At 44.7% G+C, this 20,134-nt stretch carries 21 protein-coding genes; 9 read left to right on the top strand and 12 right to left on the bottom strand.

Features of this window, described 5'->3' with window-relative positions; genetic code table 11:
* Positions 1-5: 5 nt before the first annotated feature.
* Positions 6-335 (bottom strand): Grx4 family monothiol glutaredoxin, encoded by a 330-nt coding sequence (grxD, locus tag A3IE_RS0102475; RefSeq protein ID WP_026154739.1) that lies wholly within the window; start codon positions 333-335, stop codon positions 6-8.
* A 185-nt stretch (positions 336-520) separates the two neighbouring features.
* Here grxD and pqqA point away from each other — a divergent pair, with 185 nt between their 5' ends.
* The 7 genes from pqqA to A3IE_RS19705 all read left to right on the top strand — a co-directional run bounded on the left by pqqA (position 521) and on the right by A3IE_RS19705 (position 6,877).
* Entirely contained in the window at positions 521-601 is an 81-nt protein-coding gene (gene pqqA, locus A3IE_RS23360; protein WP_083900565.1) for a pyrroloquinoline quinone precursor peptide PqqA, read from the top strand.
* 4 nt (positions 602-605) lie between these two features.
* Positions 606-1,523, top strand: a complete 918-nt coding sequence (pqqB, locus tag A3IE_RS0102480) for a pyrroloquinoline quinone biosynthesis protein PqqB (protein ID WP_026154740.1) — start codon at positions 606-608, stop codon at positions 1,521-1,523.
* 283 nt (positions 1,524-1,806) lie between these two features.
* Positions 1,807-2,778, top strand: coding sequence for an SLAC1 anion channel family protein (locus A3IE_RS0102485; RefSeq protein WP_020394002.1), 972 nt, complete (start codon positions 1,807-1,809; stop codon positions 2,776-2,778).
* A 123-nt stretch (positions 2,779-2,901) separates the two neighbouring features.
* Positions 2,902-3,654, top strand: a complete 753-nt coding sequence (locus tag A3IE_RS0102490; protein WP_020394003.1) for a rhomboid family intramembrane serine protease — start codon at positions 2,902-2,904, stop codon at positions 3,652-3,654.
* A 100-nt stretch (positions 3,655-3,754) separates the two neighbouring features.
* Positions 3,755-4,249 carry a peptidylprolyl isomerase gene (locus tag A3IE_RS0102495; RefSeq protein ID WP_020394004.1) on the top strand — a complete coding sequence of 165 codons (495 nt, stop codon included), beginning with the start codon at positions 3,755-3,757 and terminating at the stop codon, positions 4,247-4,249.
* A gap of 73 nt (positions 4,250-4,322) precedes the next feature.
* Complete coding sequence (gene rep, locus A3IE_RS0102500) at positions 4,323-6,320, top strand: DNA helicase Rep (protein WP_020394005.1); 1,998 nt, start codon at positions 4,323-4,325, stop codon at positions 6,318-6,320.
* A 155-nt stretch (positions 6,321-6,475) separates the two neighbouring features.
* The gene (locus tag A3IE_RS19705) at positions 6,476-6,877 is read left to right on the top strand and encodes a polyhydroxyalkanoate granule-associated phasin (protein ID WP_026154741.1); all 402 of its coding nucleotides are present in this window, start codon (positions 6,476-6,478) and stop codon (positions 6,875-6,877) included.
* 1 nt (position 6,878) lies between these two features.
* Here the strand turns inward: A3IE_RS19705 and A3IE_RS0102510 are convergent, their stop codons facing one another.
* The 5 genes from A3IE_RS0102510 to A3IE_RS0102530 all read right to left on the bottom strand — a co-directional run bounded on the left by A3IE_RS0102510 (position 6,879) and on the right by A3IE_RS0102530 (position 11,495).
* On the bottom strand, positions 6,879-7,259 hold the full coding sequence (locus A3IE_RS0102510; protein ID WP_020394008.1) for a hypothetical protein: 381 nt from the start codon (positions 7,257-7,259) through the stop codon (positions 6,879-6,881).
* Positions 7,260-7,436: 177 nt separating this feature from the next.
* Complete coding sequence (locus A3IE_RS0102515) at positions 7,437-8,492, bottom strand: AbrB family transcriptional regulator (protein ID WP_020394009.1); 1,056 nt, start codon at positions 8,490-8,492, stop codon at positions 7,437-7,439.
* A gap of 35 nt (positions 8,493-8,527) precedes the next feature.
* Positions 8,528-10,033, bottom strand: coding sequence for a tripartite tricarboxylate transporter permease (locus tag A3IE_RS0102520; protein WP_020394010.1), 1,506 nt, complete (start codon positions 10,031-10,033; stop codon positions 8,528-8,530).
* Positions 10,034-10,534, bottom strand: coding sequence for a tripartite tricarboxylate transporter TctB family protein (locus A3IE_RS0102525; protein ID WP_020394011.1), 501 nt, complete (start codon positions 10,532-10,534; stop codon positions 10,034-10,036).
* Position 10,535: 1 nt separating this feature from the next.
* On the bottom strand, positions 10,536-11,495 hold the full coding sequence (locus A3IE_RS0102530; RefSeq protein WP_020394012.1) for a tripartite tricarboxylate transporter substrate binding protein: 960 nt from the start codon (positions 11,493-11,495) through the stop codon (positions 10,536-10,538).
* Between the two features lie 249 nt (positions 11,496-11,744).
* Between A3IE_RS0102530 and A3IE_RS0102535 the strand changes: the two genes are divergently transcribed.
* Positions 11,745-12,950 (top strand): CaiB/BaiF CoA transferase family protein, encoded by a 1,206-nt coding sequence (locus A3IE_RS0102535; RefSeq protein WP_020394013.1) that lies wholly within the window; start codon positions 11,745-11,747, stop codon positions 12,948-12,950.
* A gap of 105 nt (positions 12,951-13,055) precedes the next feature.
* Entirely contained in the window at positions 13,056-13,772 is a 717-nt protein-coding gene (locus A3IE_RS0102540; protein ID WP_020394014.1) for a ZIP family metal transporter, read from the top strand.
* Here the strand turns inward: A3IE_RS0102540 and A3IE_RS22660 are convergent, their stop codons facing one another.
* The 6 genes from A3IE_RS22660 to A3IE_RS0102570 form a co-directional block, all read right to left on the bottom strand.
* Entirely contained in the window at positions 13,773-14,459 is a 687-nt protein-coding gene (locus A3IE_RS22660) for a DUF6006 family protein (RefSeq protein WP_020394015.1), read from the bottom strand. It lies immediately after the preceding gene.
* Positions 14,460-14,559: 100 nt separating this feature from the next.
* Complete coding sequence (locus tag A3IE_RS0102550) at positions 14,560-15,393, bottom strand: ABC transporter permease (RefSeq protein WP_245539167.1); 834 nt, start codon at positions 15,391-15,393, stop codon at positions 14,560-14,562.
* Positions 15,393-16,625: an ABC transporter permease gene (locus A3IE_RS0102555; protein ID WP_020394017.1), complete on the bottom strand. Its 1,233-nt coding sequence runs from the start codon at positions 16,623-16,625 to the stop codon at positions 15,393-15,395. The genes A3IE_RS0102550 and A3IE_RS0102555 overlap by 1 nt, the downstream gene beginning before the upstream one ends.
* Positions 16,626-16,680: 55 nt before the next feature.
* A complete protein-coding gene (locus tag A3IE_RS0102560; RefSeq protein WP_020394018.1) occupies positions 16,681-17,736 on the bottom strand; it encodes an ABC transporter substrate-binding protein in 1,056 nt (351 codons plus the stop codon).
* A 28-nt stretch (positions 17,737-17,764) separates the two neighbouring features.
* Positions 17,765-18,868, bottom strand: a complete 1,104-nt coding sequence (locus A3IE_RS0102565; RefSeq protein ID WP_020394019.1) for an ABC transporter ATP-binding protein — start codon at positions 18,866-18,868, stop codon at positions 17,765-17,767.
* A gap of 112 nt (positions 18,869-18,980) precedes the next feature.
* Positions 18,981-20,108: an NAD(P)/FAD-dependent oxidoreductase gene (locus tag A3IE_RS0102570; RefSeq protein ID WP_020394020.1), complete on the bottom strand. Its 1,128-nt coding sequence runs from the start codon at positions 20,106-20,108 to the stop codon at positions 18,981-18,983.
* Positions 20,109-20,134 lie beyond the last annotated feature (26 nt).

Genomic DNA, 20,134 nt, shown 5'->3' on the forward strand with positions numbered 1-20,134 from the left:
CTACCTTAAGCTTCTTTGTTGTGTGCTACCGCATCTTTAATCGCGGTTTGTAGCTCGCCGGTTTCGAACATTTCCAAAGTAATATCACAGCCACCAATCAACTCGCCATTGATATAAATCTGTGGAAAAGTGGGCCAGTCTGCATAACGTGGCAGATTTTGGAAAATTTCAGGATCGGATAATACATTAACATAGGCAAATTCTTCGCCGCATTGCATCAACGCTTGTGCAGCACGGCTAGAAAAACCACACTGGGGCATCTGTGGTGTTCCTTTCATAAAAATAATGACGGGGTGGCTTTTGACCGCCTCATCAATTCTTTCCATAACATCCATACGTTCGACCTCATCGTCATTCATTATATTGCGGTTTATTGTAGCTTGATCTGTCAAGCAGGGGATAATTATACCTATTAGCATACGGACTAAGTGCTATTAGTTTTCGGGGTTTTTACCAACCTTTCCCCAACCTAAGTTGATAAATAGTCTAAACTCCTATTACATCTTTTGAGGAGAGTACTATGAAAAAATCTTGGTCAAAACCCACATTTAAAGATATGCGTTACGGATTTGAAATCAATCTGTATGTTATGAATCGCTAAGCGATTGTATGCTCTAGTGCTTGGTTCTGCTGCGGGCGGTGGATTCCCGCAGTGGAACTGTAATTGTCCGATGTGTTCGGGGGTGCGTAATGGCACCATCCAAGCTCAAGCGCGCACGCAATCATCGATTGCCATTTCCACCGATAAAATTCACTGGCTTTTGGTGAATGCTTCTCCTGATATTCGCACCCAAATCAATACATTGCACCACTACCTGCAACCCGCACGTGCTTTACGTGATACCGGCATCAGTGCAGTCTTGCTCGCCGATAGCCAAATTGATCACACAACGGGTCTTTTGATTCTGCGTGAAAGTAAGCAGCCGTTAGAATTGTATTGTACTGATAGTGTTTATGAGGATTTGACCAGCGGCTTTCCGGTATTGAAGATGTTGTCCCATTATTGCGGTGTCAATCGTCATGCTTTACCATTGGATGGATCCGCATTAAGCATTCCTAAGCTTGATAATTTACGGGTGACACCGGTACCGCTGCATAGTAAAGCGCCCCCTTATTCACCGCATCGGAATAACCCTTCTGCAGGGGATAATGTTGGATTTTGGTTTGAAGATACCCAAAGCGGGGGCAAGTTATTTTATGCGCCCGGCTTAGGCGAACTCGAGGCGCACCTACATCCTTATTTTGCAAATGCTGATTGTGTGTTAGTGGATGGTACATGCTGGACGGATGATGAAATGTCACGTCGTCACGTTGGGCAAAAATTAGCACGTGAGATGGGTCACTTACCGCAATCTGGTGAGGGTGGCATGATTCAATGGCTGGCTAATTTTCCAGATACGCGCAAGATTCTGATTCATATTAATAATACTAATCCGATTTTGGATGAAGATTCAGCAGAAAGAGCGGAATTGGTGCAAGCGGGAATTGAAGTATCATTTGATGGCATGGTGTTTGAGCTTTAGCTTAATTAACTGATGATCTTTATTTCCTTTCTTTCGTAAAGATGGTATTGACCTTCGATAGCATATATCCAATTGTAAGCCTTCACTTCTTCGCTTAAGGTTATTAGCCTTCCTTTTCATTCCTCGTCACTAAATTATCAACCTGTTTTTATTCCTGTTGTGGTTTTCACAGGCAGTGTTTAATGGGATAAAAAAGGATTTGTTATTTTTCAATGTGCTAATGATGGGCTTTGCCTAAAGTGCACGACTTTATCTTTTGATCTTATAAGGACTAGTCTAAGTGATGGAAACGAATCATCTAAGCACGGCTCGTTTGGCGCATTTCCCGATAGCATTTTTTGCCATGGTAATGGGATTGAGTGGCTTGGCTATTGTTTGGCAAAAGGCGCAACTGCTTTATCATCTGACACTCCGTATTAATGTACTGATTCTGGGGTTAGCTGTCTTGGTCTTTAGTGTATTGAGTGTTGCTTATCTCGTGAAGCTGATTCATCACCGCGCCATGGTACTTCAAGAGTGGCAACATCCCATAAAACTTAGTTTTTTTCCAACCATATCGATTAGTTTATTGTTGCTGGCAGTGGGTTTTTTAGAACTGCAACCGAATATTGCACGCGTCTTGTGGTTAGTTGGCGCGACACTGCATTTAGGCTTTACCTTAGCGGTAGTTACCATGTGGATGCACCAAACTCACTACCAGATACCCCATTTATTGCCAGTGTGGTTTATCCCCGCGGTCGGTAATGTGATTGTTCCTTTAGCAGGAGTACCGCTAGGCTATCTCGAGTTATCATGGTTTTTCTTCAGTATTGGCTTAGTATTTTGGAGCGTATTGATGACGTTGGCATTTTATCGCTTGGTGTTTCACCCTAGCATTGCCCCGCGTCTAATGCCAAGTTTATTTATCCTGATTGCCCCACCTGCAGTTGGATTTTTGGCTTATGTGCGCCTGAATCATGGCGAATTGGATAATTTTGCCCGTATTTTATTTTTTGCAGGCTTATTCATCACACTGCTACTATTGACCCAAGCCAAACGCTTCATCATTTTACCATTCACCTTGTCGGCGTGGGCTTATTCTTTTCCTTTAGCAGCTATGACTACCGCGACTTTGCTTATGTTTGAAAAAACACATATCCAAGGCTATAGCTGGCTTGGCGTCGGTTTGCTGATCCTTTTAACAGGTATTGTAAGTGCTTTACTGTTCAAAACCTTGCAAGCTGCATGGCAGGGGAGGATTTGTGTGCCTGAATAGGTGGAGCTTGCGGTTTTTTATGAGAGTCAAGCTATTTTGTGGTAAAGGAAATTGCATCAAGCTTTAGGGCTACTACACTAGATAAACTAAACTTGCTGACAGCATTGCTCAAAAGGACTTTACTTGAATCAATTATACGCCAACCGCCCTCCGCTGGTGACCTATACTTTAATTGCTTTGTGTGTGCTGGTATTTTTTGTAGTGCAGGCCAGTCAACTACCACAAGCTGACAATTTTGCCCTGTATTTGACCGAGAATGACAAGTTTCGCTATTGGCAATACCTCAGCAGCATGTTCATGCATGGTAGTTTGATGCACTTATTATTTAATATGCTGGCGCTGTGGATGTTTGGTACGGCGTTAGAGCGTTTATGGGGTGGAGCAAGATTTTTAGTTTTTTATCTGCTGTGTGGTGTGGGTGCAGGTTTGATTTATAACATGATTAATGTTTATCAATTTAACCAACTCACCGCACAGTTCCAAGGTCTAGGCTTAAGCAATACTGATATTCAACGTATGGCCACTCAGGGTGAATATCTCACTAATATTATGGGCTTAACCAAGGATTTAGTCGCCCACTATTACCTGATGTATCACACGCCGACTTTGGGAGCTTCAGGCGCAATTTATGGTGTTTTAGTAGCTTTCGCTTTTTGTTTCCCTAATACAAAACTAATTTTCATTTTTTTACCGATTCCTATCGCTGCTAAGTATTTTGTTCCGGCCATTATCTTGCTTGACTTAGTGTCTGGTGTGACCGGTTTTTCGATTTTTGGCGACAATATTGCTTATTTTGCTCATGTTGGTGGCGGTGTCGTAGGTTTCTTGTTGATGTTGTTATTTGGACGTGGCTCGCAGCGACACTACACTGCCTGAGCGCTACAGGTGTCGATGACCGCAACCGTTGACGCCTTCTAGTATCGCCCTCGCACTTTTGTTACATTACCGCCTTTATTTGATCTGAGAGCATCTCCTCATGGCAAACCCAAGTGTATTTTTTGACGTGTCTATCGGTGGCCAGCCAGCTGGACGTATTGTATTTGAACTATTTGAAGATGTGGTGCCAAAAACCGCTGAGAACTTTCGTGCATTGTGTACGGGCGAACAAGGCTTTGGTTATAAAGGTTCTAGCTTTCATCGGGTGATTCCGGAATTCATGGTACAAGGTGGTGATTTTACTAATCATAATGGTACCGGTGGCAAATCGATTTATGGCGCTAAATTCGCGGATGAAAATTTCAAGTTAAAGCATGATCGTGCGGGTTTACTGTCAATGGCGAATGCAGGGCCCAATACTAATGGTTCACAGTTCTTCATCACTACGGTAGTCACACCTTGGTTAGACGGTAAGCATGTCGTATTTGGTCAAGTCACGGAAGGGATGGATGTGCTAAAAGCGATTGAATCTAATGGCACGCGCAGCGGCAGCACGAAAGCACCCATCAAAATCGAAGATTGTGGCCAACTCTAAGTCTGTTCAGGATGCCGGTCATTGATCGGCATCGCATCCCATCTGATGATTCTCTGCTAACGCATCGTTCATTATGCAAGGTTTAAATCCTCAACAACAAGCTGCGGTGACGCATCTTGGTTCGCCCTTATTGGTATTAGCAGGTGCAGGCAGCGGTAAAACGCGCGTCATCACGCAAAAAATTGCATGGCTGATTCGGAAGGCCGAGCACGAAGCCAGAACGATAGCAGCGATTACCTTTACCAATAAAGCAGCACGCGAAATGCGCGAGCGTGCAAGTCAATTGCTTAGTAAGGAGGAGTCGAAGGGTTTAACTGTTTCTACGTTTCATACGTTAGGCTTGAACATTCTTAAGCAAGAGGTGAAGAAACTGGGTTACAAGTCTGGTTTTTCGATTTTGGATGCACAAGATAGCGATTTGATACTGCGTGAATTAGCGCTTAAGGAAGATATCGATGAAACCGAGGCTATTCGTTGGCAGGTGTCGCGCTGGAAAAATGATTTCTTAAGCCCTGAACAAGTTATGCAGCAGGCGACTGACGAAGTAGGCCAGCGAGCAGCGCGTTTATACGAGCAATATCAGCGCCAAATCAAAGCGTATAATGCGGTCGATTTTGATGATTTAATTGTGCTGCCCGTCCAATTGTTCCAGCAATATCCTGAAGTCTTGAAGCGTTGGCAGAATCGTTTACGCTATTTATTAGTGGATGAGTATCAAGATACCAATGCTTGCCAGTATCAATTGATTCGTCAGCTGTCGGGTGTGCGCGGTGCATTGACTACGGTCGGGGACGATGATCAATCGATTTATGCGTGGCGCGGCGCGCGTCCCGAAAATATTGTGCAGTTGCAGCGTGACTATCCGACGTTGAAGGTGATTAAGCTGGAGCAGAATTACCGTTCCACCAGACGTATTTTGGACAGTGCGAATCACTTGATTGCGCACAATCCGCATATGTTTGAAAAAAAATTGTGGAGTACTTTAGGCGAAGGCGACCCGATTCTCATTATGCCTTGTCGTTCGGTAGAGCATGAGGCGGAAAAAGTGGTCGGCGAAATGATGAAGCGCCATTTTCGCGAGCGCGCAGCTTATAAGGATTTTGCTATTTTGTATCGTGGCAATCATCAAAGCCGCGTTTTTGAAACCCTGCTACGCCAGCACAATATTCCTTATCAAATTACCGGGGGTACGTCGTTTTTCGAGCGCACCGAGGTTAAAGATATTTTGGCTTATTTACGCTTGATTAGTAATCCGAATGACGATGCGGCTTTCCTAAGAATTATCAATACGCCACGACGTGAGATTGGCACGAGCACTTTAGAAAAACTGGGTGAGTATGCTCACGAGCGTAAAAATAGTTTATTTATTTGTGCGCAGGAACTGGGATTTGCTGAGCGCATTACTGCTAAAGCCCAACAACGTTTAGGGCATTTTACCGCATGGTTGAATGAGTTGATCGAAGTCAATCAGCAGGAACATCCTGCCACCGTGGTGAAACGTATTATTGAGGATATTCAGTACCCAGAGTGGTTATTACAAAACTCAAGCTCTCCCACTATGGCTGAAAAGCGTATGGCGAATGTGCATGAAATCGTTGATTGGGTGAATAAGCTTTATGATGACGGCATGGGTAAAGAGACCTTAGCCGAAATTATTGCCCATATGAGTTTGGTCGACTTGTTGGAACGAAATAGTGAGGAAGCGGAGCAAAATGCAGTAACTTTAATGACTTTGCATGGTGCGAAGGGTTTGGAGTTTCCTTATGTATTTTTGATTGGTGCGGAAGAGGAAATCTTGCCGCATGTCAATAGTATGGATGAAGCTGGTATTCAAGAAGAGCGCCGCTTAGCCTATGTGGGCATTACCCGTGCCCAAAAGCATTTAACGATTAGTTATGCCAAAACGCGCTCCCGTTATGGGGAAAAAATGGTTTGTGAGCCGAGTCGTTTTCTTGAGGAATTGCCTATGGAGCATCTGGAGTGGGCAGATCGCAAAATAGTGACGCCGGAACAACGTCAGGAAACGGCTAATGCCTATATAGCAAGCCTAAAGGATTTGCTCGGTGATTAGTCATTAGATTTACCCAATTCCGAGATATTTATTGAATCAAAAAAGTGTAAAAAATCTTTTATAGGCAATCCAAGCTCAAATCAATAAGCTACTTGTTAATTGAGTCTAACTCACGTCTAATAAGCACACTTATTTTAGTGTCAGAGTGCTGTATCATGTCGAAAAAATCCCCTTCTTCTAATTTTCCTGAGCTGTTTGCGGAAATGAGCATGGCTGCTCCTCAAGTGATTGCACATCGCTTAACGCGCATGGCTTTAGCTGGTGCAACACCCTCGAGTCGTGATCAAAAAGAATTTCAACAGATGGGAACCGAGAAGGTCATGGCCTTTTATGAGTCTTGGCAAGCGATGACCTTGCAAGCAATGTATTTCAACCAAAAGCTGATGTTCGATATGATGAGTGCCTTTTGGTTTCCTTGGACGGCGAGCAAAACGCTACAAAATCTGCCCAATCAGGTTAATAAAGCCACTAATGAGATGCTAGAAGAGGGAATTAAGCCTATTCATCACCGCGCAGTGGCCAATGCAAAACGCTTAAATAAAACCAAATTGAAGTAAATCACTGCTTGCCTAAATCCTCTTTATATTTGTCAGAGGGTCCACCTTTTTTGACCCGAGCATCGTCTAATACGACGGTGACTCGGTTTTCTTCTTTATACTCTTTGATTTCAACTAAATCTGCCTCAGGTGCTTTGCGAATTATTCTTCCGGGAAAAAGGATAAAGGAAAACAGAGCGATTACTGCAGAAATAGCAAAATTAACAAGCAAGAAATTCTGGTTAAGAGATTGATCTTCATCACTTAAGTACAGAATCAGTACTGTAATGAAGGTTGAAATAAATACAAGCACAGAGCCGGTTTCTTTTAAGGAGTCACTTTCAATAATGACAAAGCCAGCTTCGACTCTAGCTTTATTAGCCTTAATTCTTCGGATAGCCATTGCAGATGCCCTCGCTGATTGACTAAGCCATGATGAATACAGGCTTAATGTAGGTTGTGGTTATTTATTATGCAATGTTTAAAAATAGAATAAAAATTAGTCATTTATCTTTTTAATAATTGATTACAATTCGTTACAAATTGAATTTTTATCAATCATTGCTGTCACTTATTTATTTTAATTTTTAAGGGTTCTTAAAATAATTGGCATAAATAGCGTTAAACCTATGATGCGAAATAAGTGGTGGGCGGCAATATAAGCAGGGTCATAGTGCATAGCCATGGCTAAAGCTGCCATTGCTTCAATACCGCCTGGCGCATAGGCAATCCATACTTGCCCAAAGGGTAAATCTAAACTTAGCGCTGCTACGGTGGCCATTAAAGCAGCAATCAAACTACTGAGTAATACGGTAAAAGTGGCTGCAACAGCAGATTCGCGTAATTGTGGAAAGCTAATGGCTTGAAAGCGTTCGCCAATAGTGCAACCGATAATGAGAAAGCCCAAAGTAATCAATAAAGGTGGTAAGCTACCGGAGAGCCAATTACCGACATGTAAACTAGCGCTAAAACATAGACCGCCTAGGATAAAAGCTGAAGGAATTTTTAAGGCTTGAAAGAGGAGGGCTAAAGCAAAAGCACCCGATAAAGTCCCTAACACGGCTTGCCAAGAGAGTGTGGTACTGAGTTTTGCCAGTGTTGTTGTACCATTAAGGTCGAGACTATGAATCATAATCGGCAAAACGGCCATGACAATTAACAGGCGTAGACCTTGGAATACAACCACGCTATTAAGATTGGCATAACCCGCATTGGCTAAGGCGATAGTGGTCGATAAGGCTCCAGGCGCGCTAGCTAGGAAGGCGGTGTGGCGGCTTTGTTTAAAATAGCGTGATAAGAGGTAAGTGCTGGATAGCATCATCAGGCCAACGGCTATAACAAGTATGGCTAAGCTCAGTGGCCAACGTCCAATCAAGGCTAGCATGTCTCGCGTAATGGCACTACCCATCGATGCACCTAAGATAGTGAAGCCTAGGTTGCGCATATAAAGGGGCATGGTGACAGGCACTTTTTGTAAAGCAATTAGTGCTACTAAGATGGAGCTACCGAGTAAGGCAGGGACAGGTAATTGCAGGTACTTAGCAAGATAGGCACCTATAACACCTATCTCCAAGGTAAAGAGAATACGTAAAGGCTCAGGCCAAGACGAGAGCGCAGACCGAAAGTTTGCGCTCATCGTATTAAAACTCGCATGAACAGCTAGCTCTAAAATTAACTGACTTTAAGTAAAGCCTGACGCCGTTTCAAGAGGGGTGGGACGATTAAAATAGCTAGGGTAATCAGTAATAGGATTAGTGAAACGGGGTGTTTTAAAAATACCGTTAAATCGCCTTGATTAATCGACATCGCCCGTCTAAAGAATTTCTCAGCCATAGGGCCTACGATCAAACCGACCACTAGGGGTACCACGGGAAATTCATAGCGGCGCATTAAAAAGCCCATCAGCCCGACAATATATAACAGTAGTAAATCAAACCAGTTTTGGCGTAGTGCATAAGCGCCCATTGTCGCGAGTACCACGATGCCGCCATATAATAAAGGGCGTGGGACTTTTAATAATTGTACCCATAAACCTACTAATGGCAGATTGAGTACTAACAGCATGACATTGCCGATATAAAGTGAAGCGATTAAACCCCAAACTAATTCTGGATTGGTGTCAAATAATAAGGGGCCTGGGGCAATATTATATTGCTGGAAGGCGGCTAGCATAATGGCAGCTGTGGCTGAGGTGGGTATGCCTAAGGTTAAGAGGGGAATCAAGGTGCCGGTGACAGCGGCATTATTGGCGGCCTCAGGGCCTGCCACACCCTCAATCGCGCCTTTACCGAATTCTTCTTTAACCTCAGGGGGCGCCAATTTTCGTTCAGCCGAATAGGATAAGAAGGTGGGCATCTCAGTACCTCCTGCGGGAATCGTGCCGAAGGGGAAGCCGATGGCTGTACCACGTAGCCAAGGTTTCCATGAACGTTTCCACTCTTCTTTATTCATCCAGAAACGCCCAGCCAGCGATTCTACACCGGCCTTCAGATGGTTCTCATAGGTTGCGGTATACAGGGTTTCGCCAATGGCAAATAAGCCCATGGCAATCACCACAATATCAATACCATCCAATAACGGCGCGAAGCCAAATGTGAAGCGAGCCTGCCCAGATTGTTGCTCTATCCCAATCAAACCTATCGCTAAACCAATCAAAAGCGAGATAACGCCTTTTAAAGGCGAATTACCTAAGACCGCTGATACGGCAGCGAAGGTTAAGACCATTAAGGCGAACATCTCAACGGGGCCAAGTTTGAGCGTCAGATTCGCAATAATAGGGGCAAGTAGGGTTAAAAGCAGTGTAGCAATAGTGCCCGCGACGAAAGAACCAATAGCTGCAGTGGATAAGGCGGGGCCACCGCGCCCTGCTTTAGCCATTTTGTTGCCTTCCAGTGCAGAGACAATGCTCCCAGCTTCGCCCGGTGTATTTAATAAAATAGAGGTTGTCGAACCCCCAAACATAGCGCCGTAATATACGCCTGCGAGCATAATTAAAGCGCCAGTGGGGTCAATGCTTTGGGTAACGGGTAAGAGTAAAGCGACGGTTACCGCAGGGCCAACCCCCGGAAGCACCCCAATTGCTGTTCCTAGGGTGCAGCCAATTAAGGCCCATAATAAGTTTTGATAAGTCAGTGCAGTTGCAAAACCAACAGTAAAGAGATCGTGTAAACCATCCATCTATAAAAAACCTCCCGAAATGAGAGCAGGTAGGTTAAGCCCCAACCATTTAAATAAATGGAATAAGCCTAAAACGAGGAGGAAGGATAAAATCAAGTCACGAATTTTATGCGAGGTTTCCAGTGCTAAACAAATGCCAAAGCATAAAAGGGTTCCGGCTAACGTGAAGCCAATGAAACCAATCAAGCTCATATGTAAAATCAAGGCAGCACTAGCAATACTGAACATCCGCCAATGCGGATGCGCAATTTCATAATCGAGTGGATGGTCGGGATCTTGGGTTTTTTCTTCGGTTTCGGGGTGTTTAGAGGGGCGACTTTGGATCAATAAAGTTGCCCCAGCAATGACTAAACCAAAGGCAATCACCGAAGGAAAAAAGCGCGGCCCGATGCCAGCATATCCCGTACTTTTAGGAATCCCTGTGATCTGCCAAATCATAATGAAGCCAATCAAGATAACGCCCAGAGCAATCCACTGCTCACCGGTGACGCGCTTTAACATATTAGCCGCCTATTTTGAGTTTTTTCAGAGTCTCAGCCGTGACCTTCTGTTCTTCCTCCAAGAATTTCTTGAAATCATCGCCTGTCATCATCATGTCAGTCCATTGCGATGCTTTCGCTTTATCTTGCCATGTCTTTGATTTTACGGCTTCTTCTACTAATTTCGTTAAAGCAGCTTTTTGCTCATCCGTGATGTCAGGTGCGCCAAACACTGCACGCCAGTTCGCCATGACTACATCCACGCCTTGTTCTTTCATGGTGGGAATATCAACACCATCAATTTTCTTATCGCTACTGACGCCTAAAGCACGAACCTTTTTCGCAGTGATTAAATCGGCTAATTCGCCATAACCACTTAAATAAGCAGTGACTTGTCCGCCTAAAATAGCTGCTTTACCTTCACCACCACCGGCGAAAGGAATGTAGTTTACCTTCGAACCTTCCACGCCCACCTTTTCAGCCATCAGACCTGCAATAATATGATCCACACCACCGGCTGAACCGCCCCCAAAGCTTACCGAGCCGGGATCTTTTTTCACGGCATCCATTAACTCAGTGAGTGTTTTATAAGGTGAATCTTCGGGAACAACCACTACATCATATTCACCCATGAGGCGGGCTATCGGAGCGACCATGCTAAAATTGACCGGTGATTTACTGGTTTCAATCGCACCTACAGTAATCGCACCCGCTACTAATAAAGCATTCGGATTACCTTTTTCATTATTAATGAATTGTGCCATGCCAATCGTGCCACCGGCACCCGCTTTATTTTCAACAACAACATTTTTAGCTTGGCCATTAGCTTTTAAAGCATCGCCTAAGGTGCGGGCAATCGTATCCCAGCCACCCCCTGGGTTAGCAGGTGCCATGATTTTGAATTGTTCGATTTCAGCATAGGAAATAGTGATGGGTGCCAGCGCAAGCAAACAAGTCGCGATTAAGCGTGGTAATTTTCTCATAAGGGTGCAGCCTCCAATGGTGTTCTAGCGGTAGTAGTTGTAAACGTTTTGAATAAGATATGCGCAATTAGGCAAAGTAGTGTTAAGCAAGCTTTCTCCTCCGAACTGCTTGACTTGATTAGATACCTTGATGCTTGAAAGTGTCAAGTTTCAGTGCGTGTATAACTTACAGAATCCTAATGCGGCATGGTCGGCAGTGTACAAATCGTTTAACATCAAATTTTTTCTAGTTATCAGATGGAGTCGCTTATGAGCACTAAACCCCTACAAGGTATTCGCGTTTTGGATTTATCGCGTATTTTGGCGGGACCTTGGTGTAGTCAACAGTTGGCTGATCTTGGAGCAGAAGTGATTAAAATCGAGAAACCTGCCGAAGGTGACGATACGCGGCGTTGGGGGCCGCCGTGGCTCGAAGGGGGGGAGGCGGCTTATTACTTATCCGCGAATCGCGGTAAGCAATCGGTGACTATCGATATGGCTAAACCGGCAGGAGCAGGTTTAATTCGTGAGTTGGCTCAGCATTGCGATGTGGTGTTAGAAAACTTCAAGGTGGGCGGTTTAAAAAAATATGGCTTAGATTATGAAAGCCTAAAATCGCTTAAGCCGGACTTAATTTATTGTTCTATCACAGGATTTGGTCAAACAGGTCCTTATGCCCAACGTGCTGGTTATGATTTTATGATTCAAGGCATGGGCGGGCTCATGAGCTTAACGGGTCAACCAGACAGTGAAGGTGGTGAGCCAGTGAAGGTAGGTGTTGCTTTTGCGGATATTTTCACCGGCCTCTATGCAGCGAATGCCATCCTAGCGGCACTGTTACAACGTCAACAAACGGGGCAGGGTGCTTATATCGATTTGGCGCTTTTGGATGTACAGGTGGGTGTATTAGCCAATCAAGCAGCAAATTATTTAGTGTCTGGCCAAGTGCCACAACGCTTAGGGAATGCTCACCCAAATATCGTTCCTTACCAAGCCTTTGCGACGCAAGATGGTCACCTGATTTTGGCTGTGGGTAATGATGCGCAATTTAAACGGTTCTGTGAGCTAGCGAACTGCCCCGAATTGGCGGAAGACGAGCGTTTTATGACCAATGCGTCACGCGTAAAACACCGCCATACTCTCATTCCTTTATTGCTTGAACCTTTGAAGCAACGCACGACCGATGAATGGCTGAATGCCTTAGAAAAAGTAGGGGTGCCTTGTGGGCCGATTAATACCTTGGATCGTGTGTTCGCTGATCCGCAGGTTCAAGCACGCGAATTGGTAAGAAATTACCCACACCCACAAGCTGGACAGATTCAATTAGTGAGTAATCCGGTGCGTATCAATGGCAAAGCCCAGAATGCGCCTTTACCGCCGCCTTTATTAGGCCAACAAACCGATAACGTATTAGCGCAAGTATTAGGCTTATCCGCTGAGCAATTAGTACAGTTGCGTCAACAAACGGTGATTTAAACGGCTTTATTTCATAGGGCAAATGTCGCATTCAAGGCAAACTGCTCCTGCAAAGCTGACTAAACCTGCTACGCTAAACCACTTTTAGCGATAGCGGTTTTAGCAATGAATTTGACCCATTTTTATTACATGTTGATTCCGGCTCTAGTTTCGGTAACGGGTGGGGTGTTGGCTCTGATTTGGCAACCTAGTCGTTATATTCGTAGTTTGATTCAACATTTTGCTGCGGGTGTTGTATTGGCAGCCTTAGCAGTTGAATTATTTCCTGAAATTAGTCGCGAGCACGCCAATCCTTGGGCTTTATTAGCTGCATTTGCTTTAGGCACTTTGTTTATGTTTGTCCTAAAAGTATTCACTGAATGGCTTGAAGCAAACGAAGAGCCTCATGCGGATACTTTAAGTAAAGGTTTGTTAATAGCGACCTTTATTGATATTGCCGTGGATGGGTTTATTATTGGCGCTGGTTTTGCTGCAGGCGGTGAAACCGGTAGCGTATTGGCATTAGGTTTATCTGTAGAAATATTATTTTTAGGTCTAGCGCTGACTTCCGCTAATTCACAGGGTTGGCACATTGTGTTGATTACCACAGCATTAGGATTAACGGTTTTATTATTTGCCTTTTTAGGCAATTGGCTACTCATGGGTGCATCTAACCATGTTATCGCGAGTGCCTTGGCATTCAGTGCTGCTGCCTTATTATATCTTGTCACTGAGGAATTACTAATTGAGGCGCATGAAGTGGAAGAAAAGCCCTCGTCTATGTTGATTTTATTCGGGGGCTTTTTAGTATTTTGGGCTATCCAATTACTGGGTGCAGCTTAATTACTGCATAGGCACGCGGGGTAAAATCGGGAGAGTCGCCCGATCAATGGGTATGATACGCGAGCGACGACAAATACTAATAGCTGTGGAACGCGCTAGGTCTTCAGCCTCTAAAGTGTTGGGTTGACCGCCAACTTGCATACACCAGCCATAATGGTTGTTATAGTTGTTGTGCCAACGGGCATCGGGATCGAAGCCACAGCTTAAATTTTTGGCGGTTTCATAGTGGCGTATGGCTTCATTGGCGTAATTTTGACAGCGGGTGGGCAGAGGCGTATCGCCCTTCCAGCAGGATAAAGGATAACGTTGGCCGCGCCATGTGGTCCAGCCGTTGGCCACTTGGGTGCTGGAGTTGTAAGTTAATTGCCAGTTATTAGGCTCAGCACCTAAGTAGCGGATATTCATGGTGTTATTGCTCATACTAATACGAGCCAACTCCACCCAAGGCCCACCATTGTCGCTAAAGCGCCCTACGGTTCGTACACCGCTTGTTGTACTACAACTATCACCATCACATTCGGTTTGAGGGTCATCTTGAATGGCCCAATGCATACGGGCGGGTCGACCATCGATAGTGCAATTGGAGTCACCACTAATCCAAGAGGGTAAGGGGGATGCTTGGCTGGCATAAACAGGGTGCAGCGTGCAAAAGCACAGTGCCGCACTGATATAAGCGGTAATTTTCATGATAGTTCCTCACTAACTATACGTTTTTGGATGCTTATTGGTTTGATTGGAGGAAAGGAAAAAAATTCCTTACAACCATTTATTTTTAAAGTTAAGTTTTTTAAACACCTGCTTGGCTGAGTTTTTCACCACGTCGTCGTAGCCACTCCATGACTAATAACAGCAATACCGACATGATAATTAATAGGGTGGCAAGTGCAGCAATCGCGGGGCTAATATTTTCTCGAATGCCCGAGAACATTTGCATGGGTAAAGTGCGTTCAGTAGGGCTAGCCAAGAAGAGGGCAACGACTACTTCATCAAACGATGTGGCGAAGGCAAATAAGCCCCCCGAAATCACGCCGGGCAGAATTTGGGGTAGAACGATATCGAAAAAAGTACGGGTAGGGCTAGCACCTAAACTAGCGCCAGCCCGCATTTGGTTATAGTCGAAGCCTTGCAAAGTAGCATTAACGGTAATGACTACAAACGGTACCCCTAAGACTGCGTGTGCCAGAATTAAGCCTGTATAGGAATTGAGTAGTCCTATAGTGGCAAAGAAGAAATACATGCCTACAGCAACAATAATTAAAGGTACGATCATGGGGGATAAAATCAGCGCCATCAGTAAACCTTTTCCGGGGAAATGTGCTTGATTTAAGCCGATTGCCGCTAAAGTGCCCAAGATCATTGCTAATAAAGTGGCAAAGGGTGCAATGATTAAGCTATTTTTTAGTGATTCCATCCACGGTCCGCCAGCGGTGAAAATTTCGCGATACCATTGCAGGGAATAGCCAGTGATGGGGTAAGTCAAAAAGCTACTATCGCTAAACGAGAGTGGCACAATCACTAAAATAGGCAGGATTAAAAATAATAAGACTAAGCCGCAGAAAATACGGAAGGCCCAAAACCAGATTTTTTCCGTGCGTGACGCATAAATAGGTAAAGCCATCATTATCTCCGCACCGGATTTTTATTCACAAGATGGTTATAAACAGCATACAAGACCAAGGTTGCAATTAATAATAATGAACCGAGTGCTGCCGCCATACTCCAGTTATTGGTGGTGTTAGTGTAATACGCTACATAGTAGCTCACCATTTGATCAGAAGGGCCGCCTAGTAGGGCTGGGGTAATGTAATAACCCAAGGCCATAATAAAAACTAAAATTGTGCCTGCCGCCACACCCGCCAAGGTTTGGGGTACATAGACTTGCCAGAAGGCTTTGAATGGATGTGCGCCTAGGGATATAGCCGCACGTTGATAGCTGGGTGAAATGCCCTTCATCACGCTATACAACGGTAGAATCATGAAGGGCAATAAAATATGAGTCATCGCGACAATGACGCCAAAGCGATTGAACACTAATTGCAAGGGTTCTTGAATAATTCCTAGACCAATCAAGGCATTATTAACTAAACCGCCAGACTGCAAGAGCACAATCCATGCGGCTGTTCGTACCAAGAGCGAAGTCCAAAACGGCAATAATACGAAAATCATTAGTAAATTACTGGTTCCTGTGGGTAGGGTTGCAAGCAAATACGCCAGCGGAAAACCCAGCAATAAACAAACTAAGGTCACCGTTCCAGAAATAATCAAGGTACGCTGAAAAATATCCAAATATACTTTTTTATCCGGCGCTACGAATTGAAGATCGCCTTGGGCATTGCGTTCTACATCAACTGAGGCCAGCAAATAGCGATCGGTTAAGCGGGGCGCGGTATTTTTCAAGGCTTGCCACACCTTGGGATCTGACCAGCGAGGATTGATTTGGGGTAAGGTTTGGCTCCAATCACTGGGCGGTTCAATAGGCATTTTGCGCAAGGTTTGCGTCATTAAAGTTTTGAGTGTTGGATCTTCATAATTTAAACGTCGACCGTATTTTCCTAAAGCACCACTTTTTTGGGCAGACGGCAATTCGCTCGCGAGGCTTTTAAAAACCTCTGCCGAGGGTAGGTTTTGCCCATCCCACTGCTGAAGTAATTGGGCGGTCTGCGGTAATGCCAGCTGCATTTCACTATTATCGATACCACGCCACAACATGGTGCCGATGGGAAACACAAAGGCTAATAACAAAAAAATTACCAACGGTGCAATGAGGGCTAAGGCTTTGAGCTTCTTTAAACGCTCTGCACGGCGCAATTGCGCTTTGAGTTTGGGCAAGTCATCAATCATAGCAGCAGACATAGTGGCACTCGCAATAAAGCCTGTTAAGTGGCTTAACAGGCTGGCAGGGGTAAGATTACTTCGCCGCCCACGCGGTAAAGCGCTGCTCTAATTCTTCACCATTATCGACCCAGAATTGGGTGTCAATGGCAATAGCATTAGCTAAGTTTTCTTTATAAGTTGGCAATTGTTTAGCCTGATCTTCAGGTAAACCTTCTACTGCTGTAGGATTGACTGGGCCATAAGGGATTTGTTTGGAATAAGCCGCTTGTGCATCAGCTTGACTAGCAAATTTTAGGAATTCGTGTGCCGCCTCCACCGATTTACTGCCTTTTACAATCGTGAAGTAATCCATATCATAAATGCTTTGATCCCAGGCGATGGCTAAGGGTTTGCCCTCTTTTTGTGCTGCGGCCACGCGACCATTATAGGCGGAGGACATCACCACATCGCCTGCAATCAACCATTGCGGTGGTTGTGCACCCGCTTCCCACCATTGAATATTCGGCTTTAATTCATCCAATTTTTTAAAAGCTTTATCAACGCCCTCTGAAGTGGCTAAGGTTTTATAGAGATCGGCTGCAGGAACGCCATCCGCTAATAAAGCAAATTCAAGCGTATATTTCGCCCCTTTGCGTAAGGCTCTTTTGCCGGGAAAATCTTTCACATTCCAGAAGTCAGCCCAATTTTTCGGTGGTGTTTTGAGTTTGTCTTTATCATAAGCAATAACGGTGGACCAAACGAAAATGCCCATCCCACATTTGGAAACCGCATTCGGTAATAAATGATCTTTGCCGACTTTGTCCCAATTGATTTCTTCTAACTGGCCTTCTTCACAACCGCGTACCATTTCGGGGGATTCGACTTCAACCACATCCCAGCTTACATTGCCGGTTTCAACCATGGCGCGGATTTTAGAAAATTCGCCGTTATAATCCCCTGGGGTCAGTTTTATGCCTGTCTTCTCGGCAAAAGGAGTGAAATAAGCGCTTTTCATCGCATCACCCGATGCACCCCCAAACGATATAACCGTCAATGCCTTATCTTCAGCCCATGAAGGTGTTGCTAAATTTAAACTGAGCAGGGCAGTGGCGATTAGGCCAGTAATACTTAATTTTGGAACAAAACGCATAGTTGACTCCTCTTTGCTATTAATAAGTTTATGGTTTGCTTAGGGCACGTGCATCTTCATCACGCCAACCCAGTTGAACCGTCATCCCCGGTTGCAATGACTCAAGCGTGTCGCTAATCGGTACCTTTACATAAAACTGGTCATTATCTAGAAGCTCACAACGTACCCGCACATGATCCCCTAAATAAGTGAAATCCCGAATGGTAGCGGTAAAACGGTTGGCTAAAGCCTGTGCTGCTTCATTAAGGTGAATTCGCTCAGGGCGGATCGAGAGCAGGGTCGATTCATTAAGCGCTTTAATATCACTAACCCGCGCACCCGAAGCCGCACCATGGGCTAAACTTACACGGCAGGTATCACCAGAAAGATGTGCTACTGTGCCAGCAAGGGTATTATTTTCGCCAATAAATTGCGCCACGAAGGCATTGTTGGGGTATTCGTACAGATTTAGCGGGGTGTCAATTTGCTGAATAATGCCGTCATTAAATACCGCGACCCGATCCGACATATTCAAGGCTTCCCCCTGATCGTGAGTTACGAATACTACGGTTAAACCTAATGCTTTATGCAGTTGGCGTAACTCAAGCTGCATATGTTCGCGTAATTGTTTATCCAGTGCACCTAAGGGTTCATCCATTAGCACTAATTGCGGTTCAAATACCAACGCTCGTGCTAGGGCTACCCGTTGCTGCTGCCCCCCCGATAATTGACTGGGGCGGCGTTTGGCAAAGCTTTTGAGTTTAATGATATCGAGGATACGCTCGACTTTTTGTTTGGCTTGATTGTTGGGAAGTTTGCGAATTTTCAGGGGATAATATAGGTTTTCTTCTACCGTCATATGCGGAAACAGGGCGTAATTCTGGAATACCATGCCAATATTGCGCTTATGCGGGGGTAGGGTGTTAAGCTTTTGGTCGCCTAAAAAAATATCGCCACTGGTGGGTGTTTCAAAACCCGCTAGCATCATTAAGCAAGTGGTTTTGCCTGAGCCAGATGGACCTAAGAGCGTGACAAATTCGCCACGTTGAATATCGAGATTGAGGTTTTTGACAACGCGAATCACGCCATCATACGTCTTCTGTACACCAACAAAGCGAACTAAGGGTGTAGCTGTGGGATAAGTTTGCTCCATTCAACCTCCTTTCAGTAGGAGGTTACCATAGCAGAAAATTTCTTGGAGATAAAAGAGCTTCTCGGTGAGCACTGAAGCAATAGTCGTTATTGCCTCAGGCTTTGTCCTACGCCTAGCGGTATTGGCGCAAATACCACCATTCAAAACCACGCTTCATCCAATGAAAACCTTTATGGGGGGGCAGCATTTTATTGCTGGATTCGGTGCGTGATACGAACATCCCCTTATCACAGGAGTCGACAATACACATTAATTCAATTTTAAAAGTAGCATCCGCCGTTTTGCCTTCCAATTCGGCTAATAAATTGCTTGCTGCACATTCGGCTTGTAAATCAGCCATGTGGGCTTGTTTGGGCATCCAGTCAGGCCCTGGGAAACTACCCGAATCACCAGCCACATAAACCTTATCGAAGCCCTCGACTTTGCAATGCTTATTGGCTTTTAATAAACCACCCTCAGAACGGGGTAAATTAGTATTATCAAACCAAGCATTGCCTGTCATGCCGGGCATGAATAAAATTAAATCAGCATCAAATTCGCCGCCTTCGGTTTTCACTTTCTTGGCTTCAAAACCTTTCATTTTATAGCCGAGGTGTGTTTCGATATTACGCCTTTTCATTTCATTCATTAAGCCTTGAACCGCTTTTTCACCCAAGCGATTCCCCGGTTTTTCGGCAGGACTGAAGAAAATTAATTTGAATTTTTCGCGTCTATTTTGTTGGCGTAATAAAGTATCCGTGCCGAATAAAAATTCAAACATCGGCCCTCCCCGCATAGCACTCGGCTCATTCGGATTACCTGCAAAACCCATTGCAATGGTGCCGCCTTGCAAAGCGCTTAACCGGTCACGAATCTGTTCGGCTGCGCTAATACCTTCACAAGGGGTAATAGCATGTTCAATACCCGCTAGCTTTTTAATAAAACGCCCGCCTGAGGCTACGATGAGACCATCATTTTTCACCTCACCCTTATCGGTTTCTACAATACGTCCGTTCTCTCTTAAGCCAGTGACATTGCCTTGATGGAAATTGACTTTCATGCGTTGGAAAAAATTATGCAAGGGGATGATTAAATCTTCCCGTTTGCGTAAACCGGAAGGTATCCAAATAATCCCCGGCAGATAATGTAATTCAGCACGTGGCGCAATAAGCGTGATTTCAATATCTTTATTCAATTTGCGCAATTGGCGAACGGCGCTCAAGCCCGCAAAGCCTGCACCAATAATCGTAATCTGTTTCATCGAGGAGTAACCTGTTTAAACTTAGG

Source organism: Thiolinea disciformis DSM 14473, from assembly GCF_000371925.1.
GTDB lineage: Bacteria > Pseudomonadota > Gammaproteobacteria > Thiotrichales > Thiotrichaceae > Thiolinea > Thiolinea disciformis.

Bases quoted from the DNA above. Each gene is read 5' to 3' on its own strand.
- grxD (WP_026154739.1), bottom strand. From the start codon at position 335: ATGGATGTTATGGAAAGAATTGATGAGGCGGTCAAAAGCCACCCCGTC.
- pqqA (WP_083900565.1), top strand. From the start codon at position 521: ATGAAAAAATCTTGGTCAAAACCCACATTTAAAGATATGCGTTACGGA.
- A3IE_RS0102485 (WP_020394002.1), top strand. From the start codon at position 1,807: ATGGAAACGAATCATCTAAGCACGGCTCGTTTGGCGCATTTCCCGATA.
- A3IE_RS0102495 (WP_020394004.1), top strand. From the start codon at position 3,755: ATGGCAAACCCAAGTGTATTTTTTGACGTGTCTATCGGTGGCCAGCCA.
- rep (WP_020394005.1), top strand. From the start codon at position 4,323: ATGCAAGGTTTAAATCCTCAACAACAAGCTGCGGTGACGCATCTTGGT.
- A3IE_RS19705 (WP_026154741.1), top strand. From the start codon at position 6,476: ATGTCGAAAAAATCCCCTTCTTCTAATTTTCCTGAGCTGTTTGCGGAA.
- A3IE_RS0102510 (WP_020394008.1), bottom strand. From the start codon at position 7,259: ATGGCTATCCGAAGAATTAAGGCTAATAAAGCTAGAGTCGAAGCTGGC.
- A3IE_RS0102515 (WP_020394009.1), bottom strand. From the start codon at position 8,492: ATGAGCGCAAACTTTCGGTCTGCGCTCTCGTCTTGGCCTGAGCCTTTA.
- A3IE_RS0102520 (WP_020394010.1), bottom strand. From the start codon at position 10,033: ATGGATGGTTTACACGATCTCTTTACTGTTGGTTTTGCAACTGCACTG.
- A3IE_RS0102525 (WP_020394011.1), bottom strand. From the start codon at position 10,534: ATGTTAAAGCGCGTCACCGGTGAGCAGTGGATTGCTCTGGGCGTTATC.
- A3IE_RS0102530 (WP_020394012.1), bottom strand. From the start codon at position 11,495: ATGAGAAAATTACCACGCTTAATCGCGACTTGTTTGCTTGCGCTGGCA.
- A3IE_RS0102535 (WP_020394013.1), top strand. From the start codon at position 11,745: ATGAGCACTAAACCCCTACAAGGTATTCGCGTTTTGGATTTATCGCGT.
- A3IE_RS0102540 (WP_020394014.1), top strand. From the start codon at position 13,056: ATGAATTTGACCCATTTTTATTACATGTTGATTCCGGCTCTAGTTTCG.
- A3IE_RS22660 (WP_020394015.1), bottom strand. From the start codon at position 14,459: ATGAAAATTACCGCTTATATCAGTGCGGCACTGTGCTTTTGCACGCTG.
- A3IE_RS0102550 (WP_245539167.1), bottom strand. From the start codon at position 15,393: ATGATGGCTTTACCTATTTATGCGTCACGCACGGAAAAAATCTGGTTT.
- A3IE_RS0102555 (WP_020394017.1), bottom strand. From the start codon at position 16,625: ATGTCTGCTGCTATGATTGATGACTTGCCCAAACTCAAAGCGCAATTG.
- A3IE_RS0102560 (WP_020394018.1), bottom strand. From the start codon at position 17,736: ATGCGTTTTGTTCCAAAATTAAGTATTACTGGCCTAATCGCCACTGCC.
- A3IE_RS0102565 (WP_020394019.1), bottom strand. From the start codon at position 18,868: ATGGAGCAAACTTATCCCACAGCTACACCCTTAGTTCGCTTTGTTGGT.
- A3IE_RS0102570 (WP_020394020.1), bottom strand. From the start codon at position 20,108: ATGAAACAGATTACGATTATTGGTGCAGGCTTTGCGGGCTTGAGCGCC.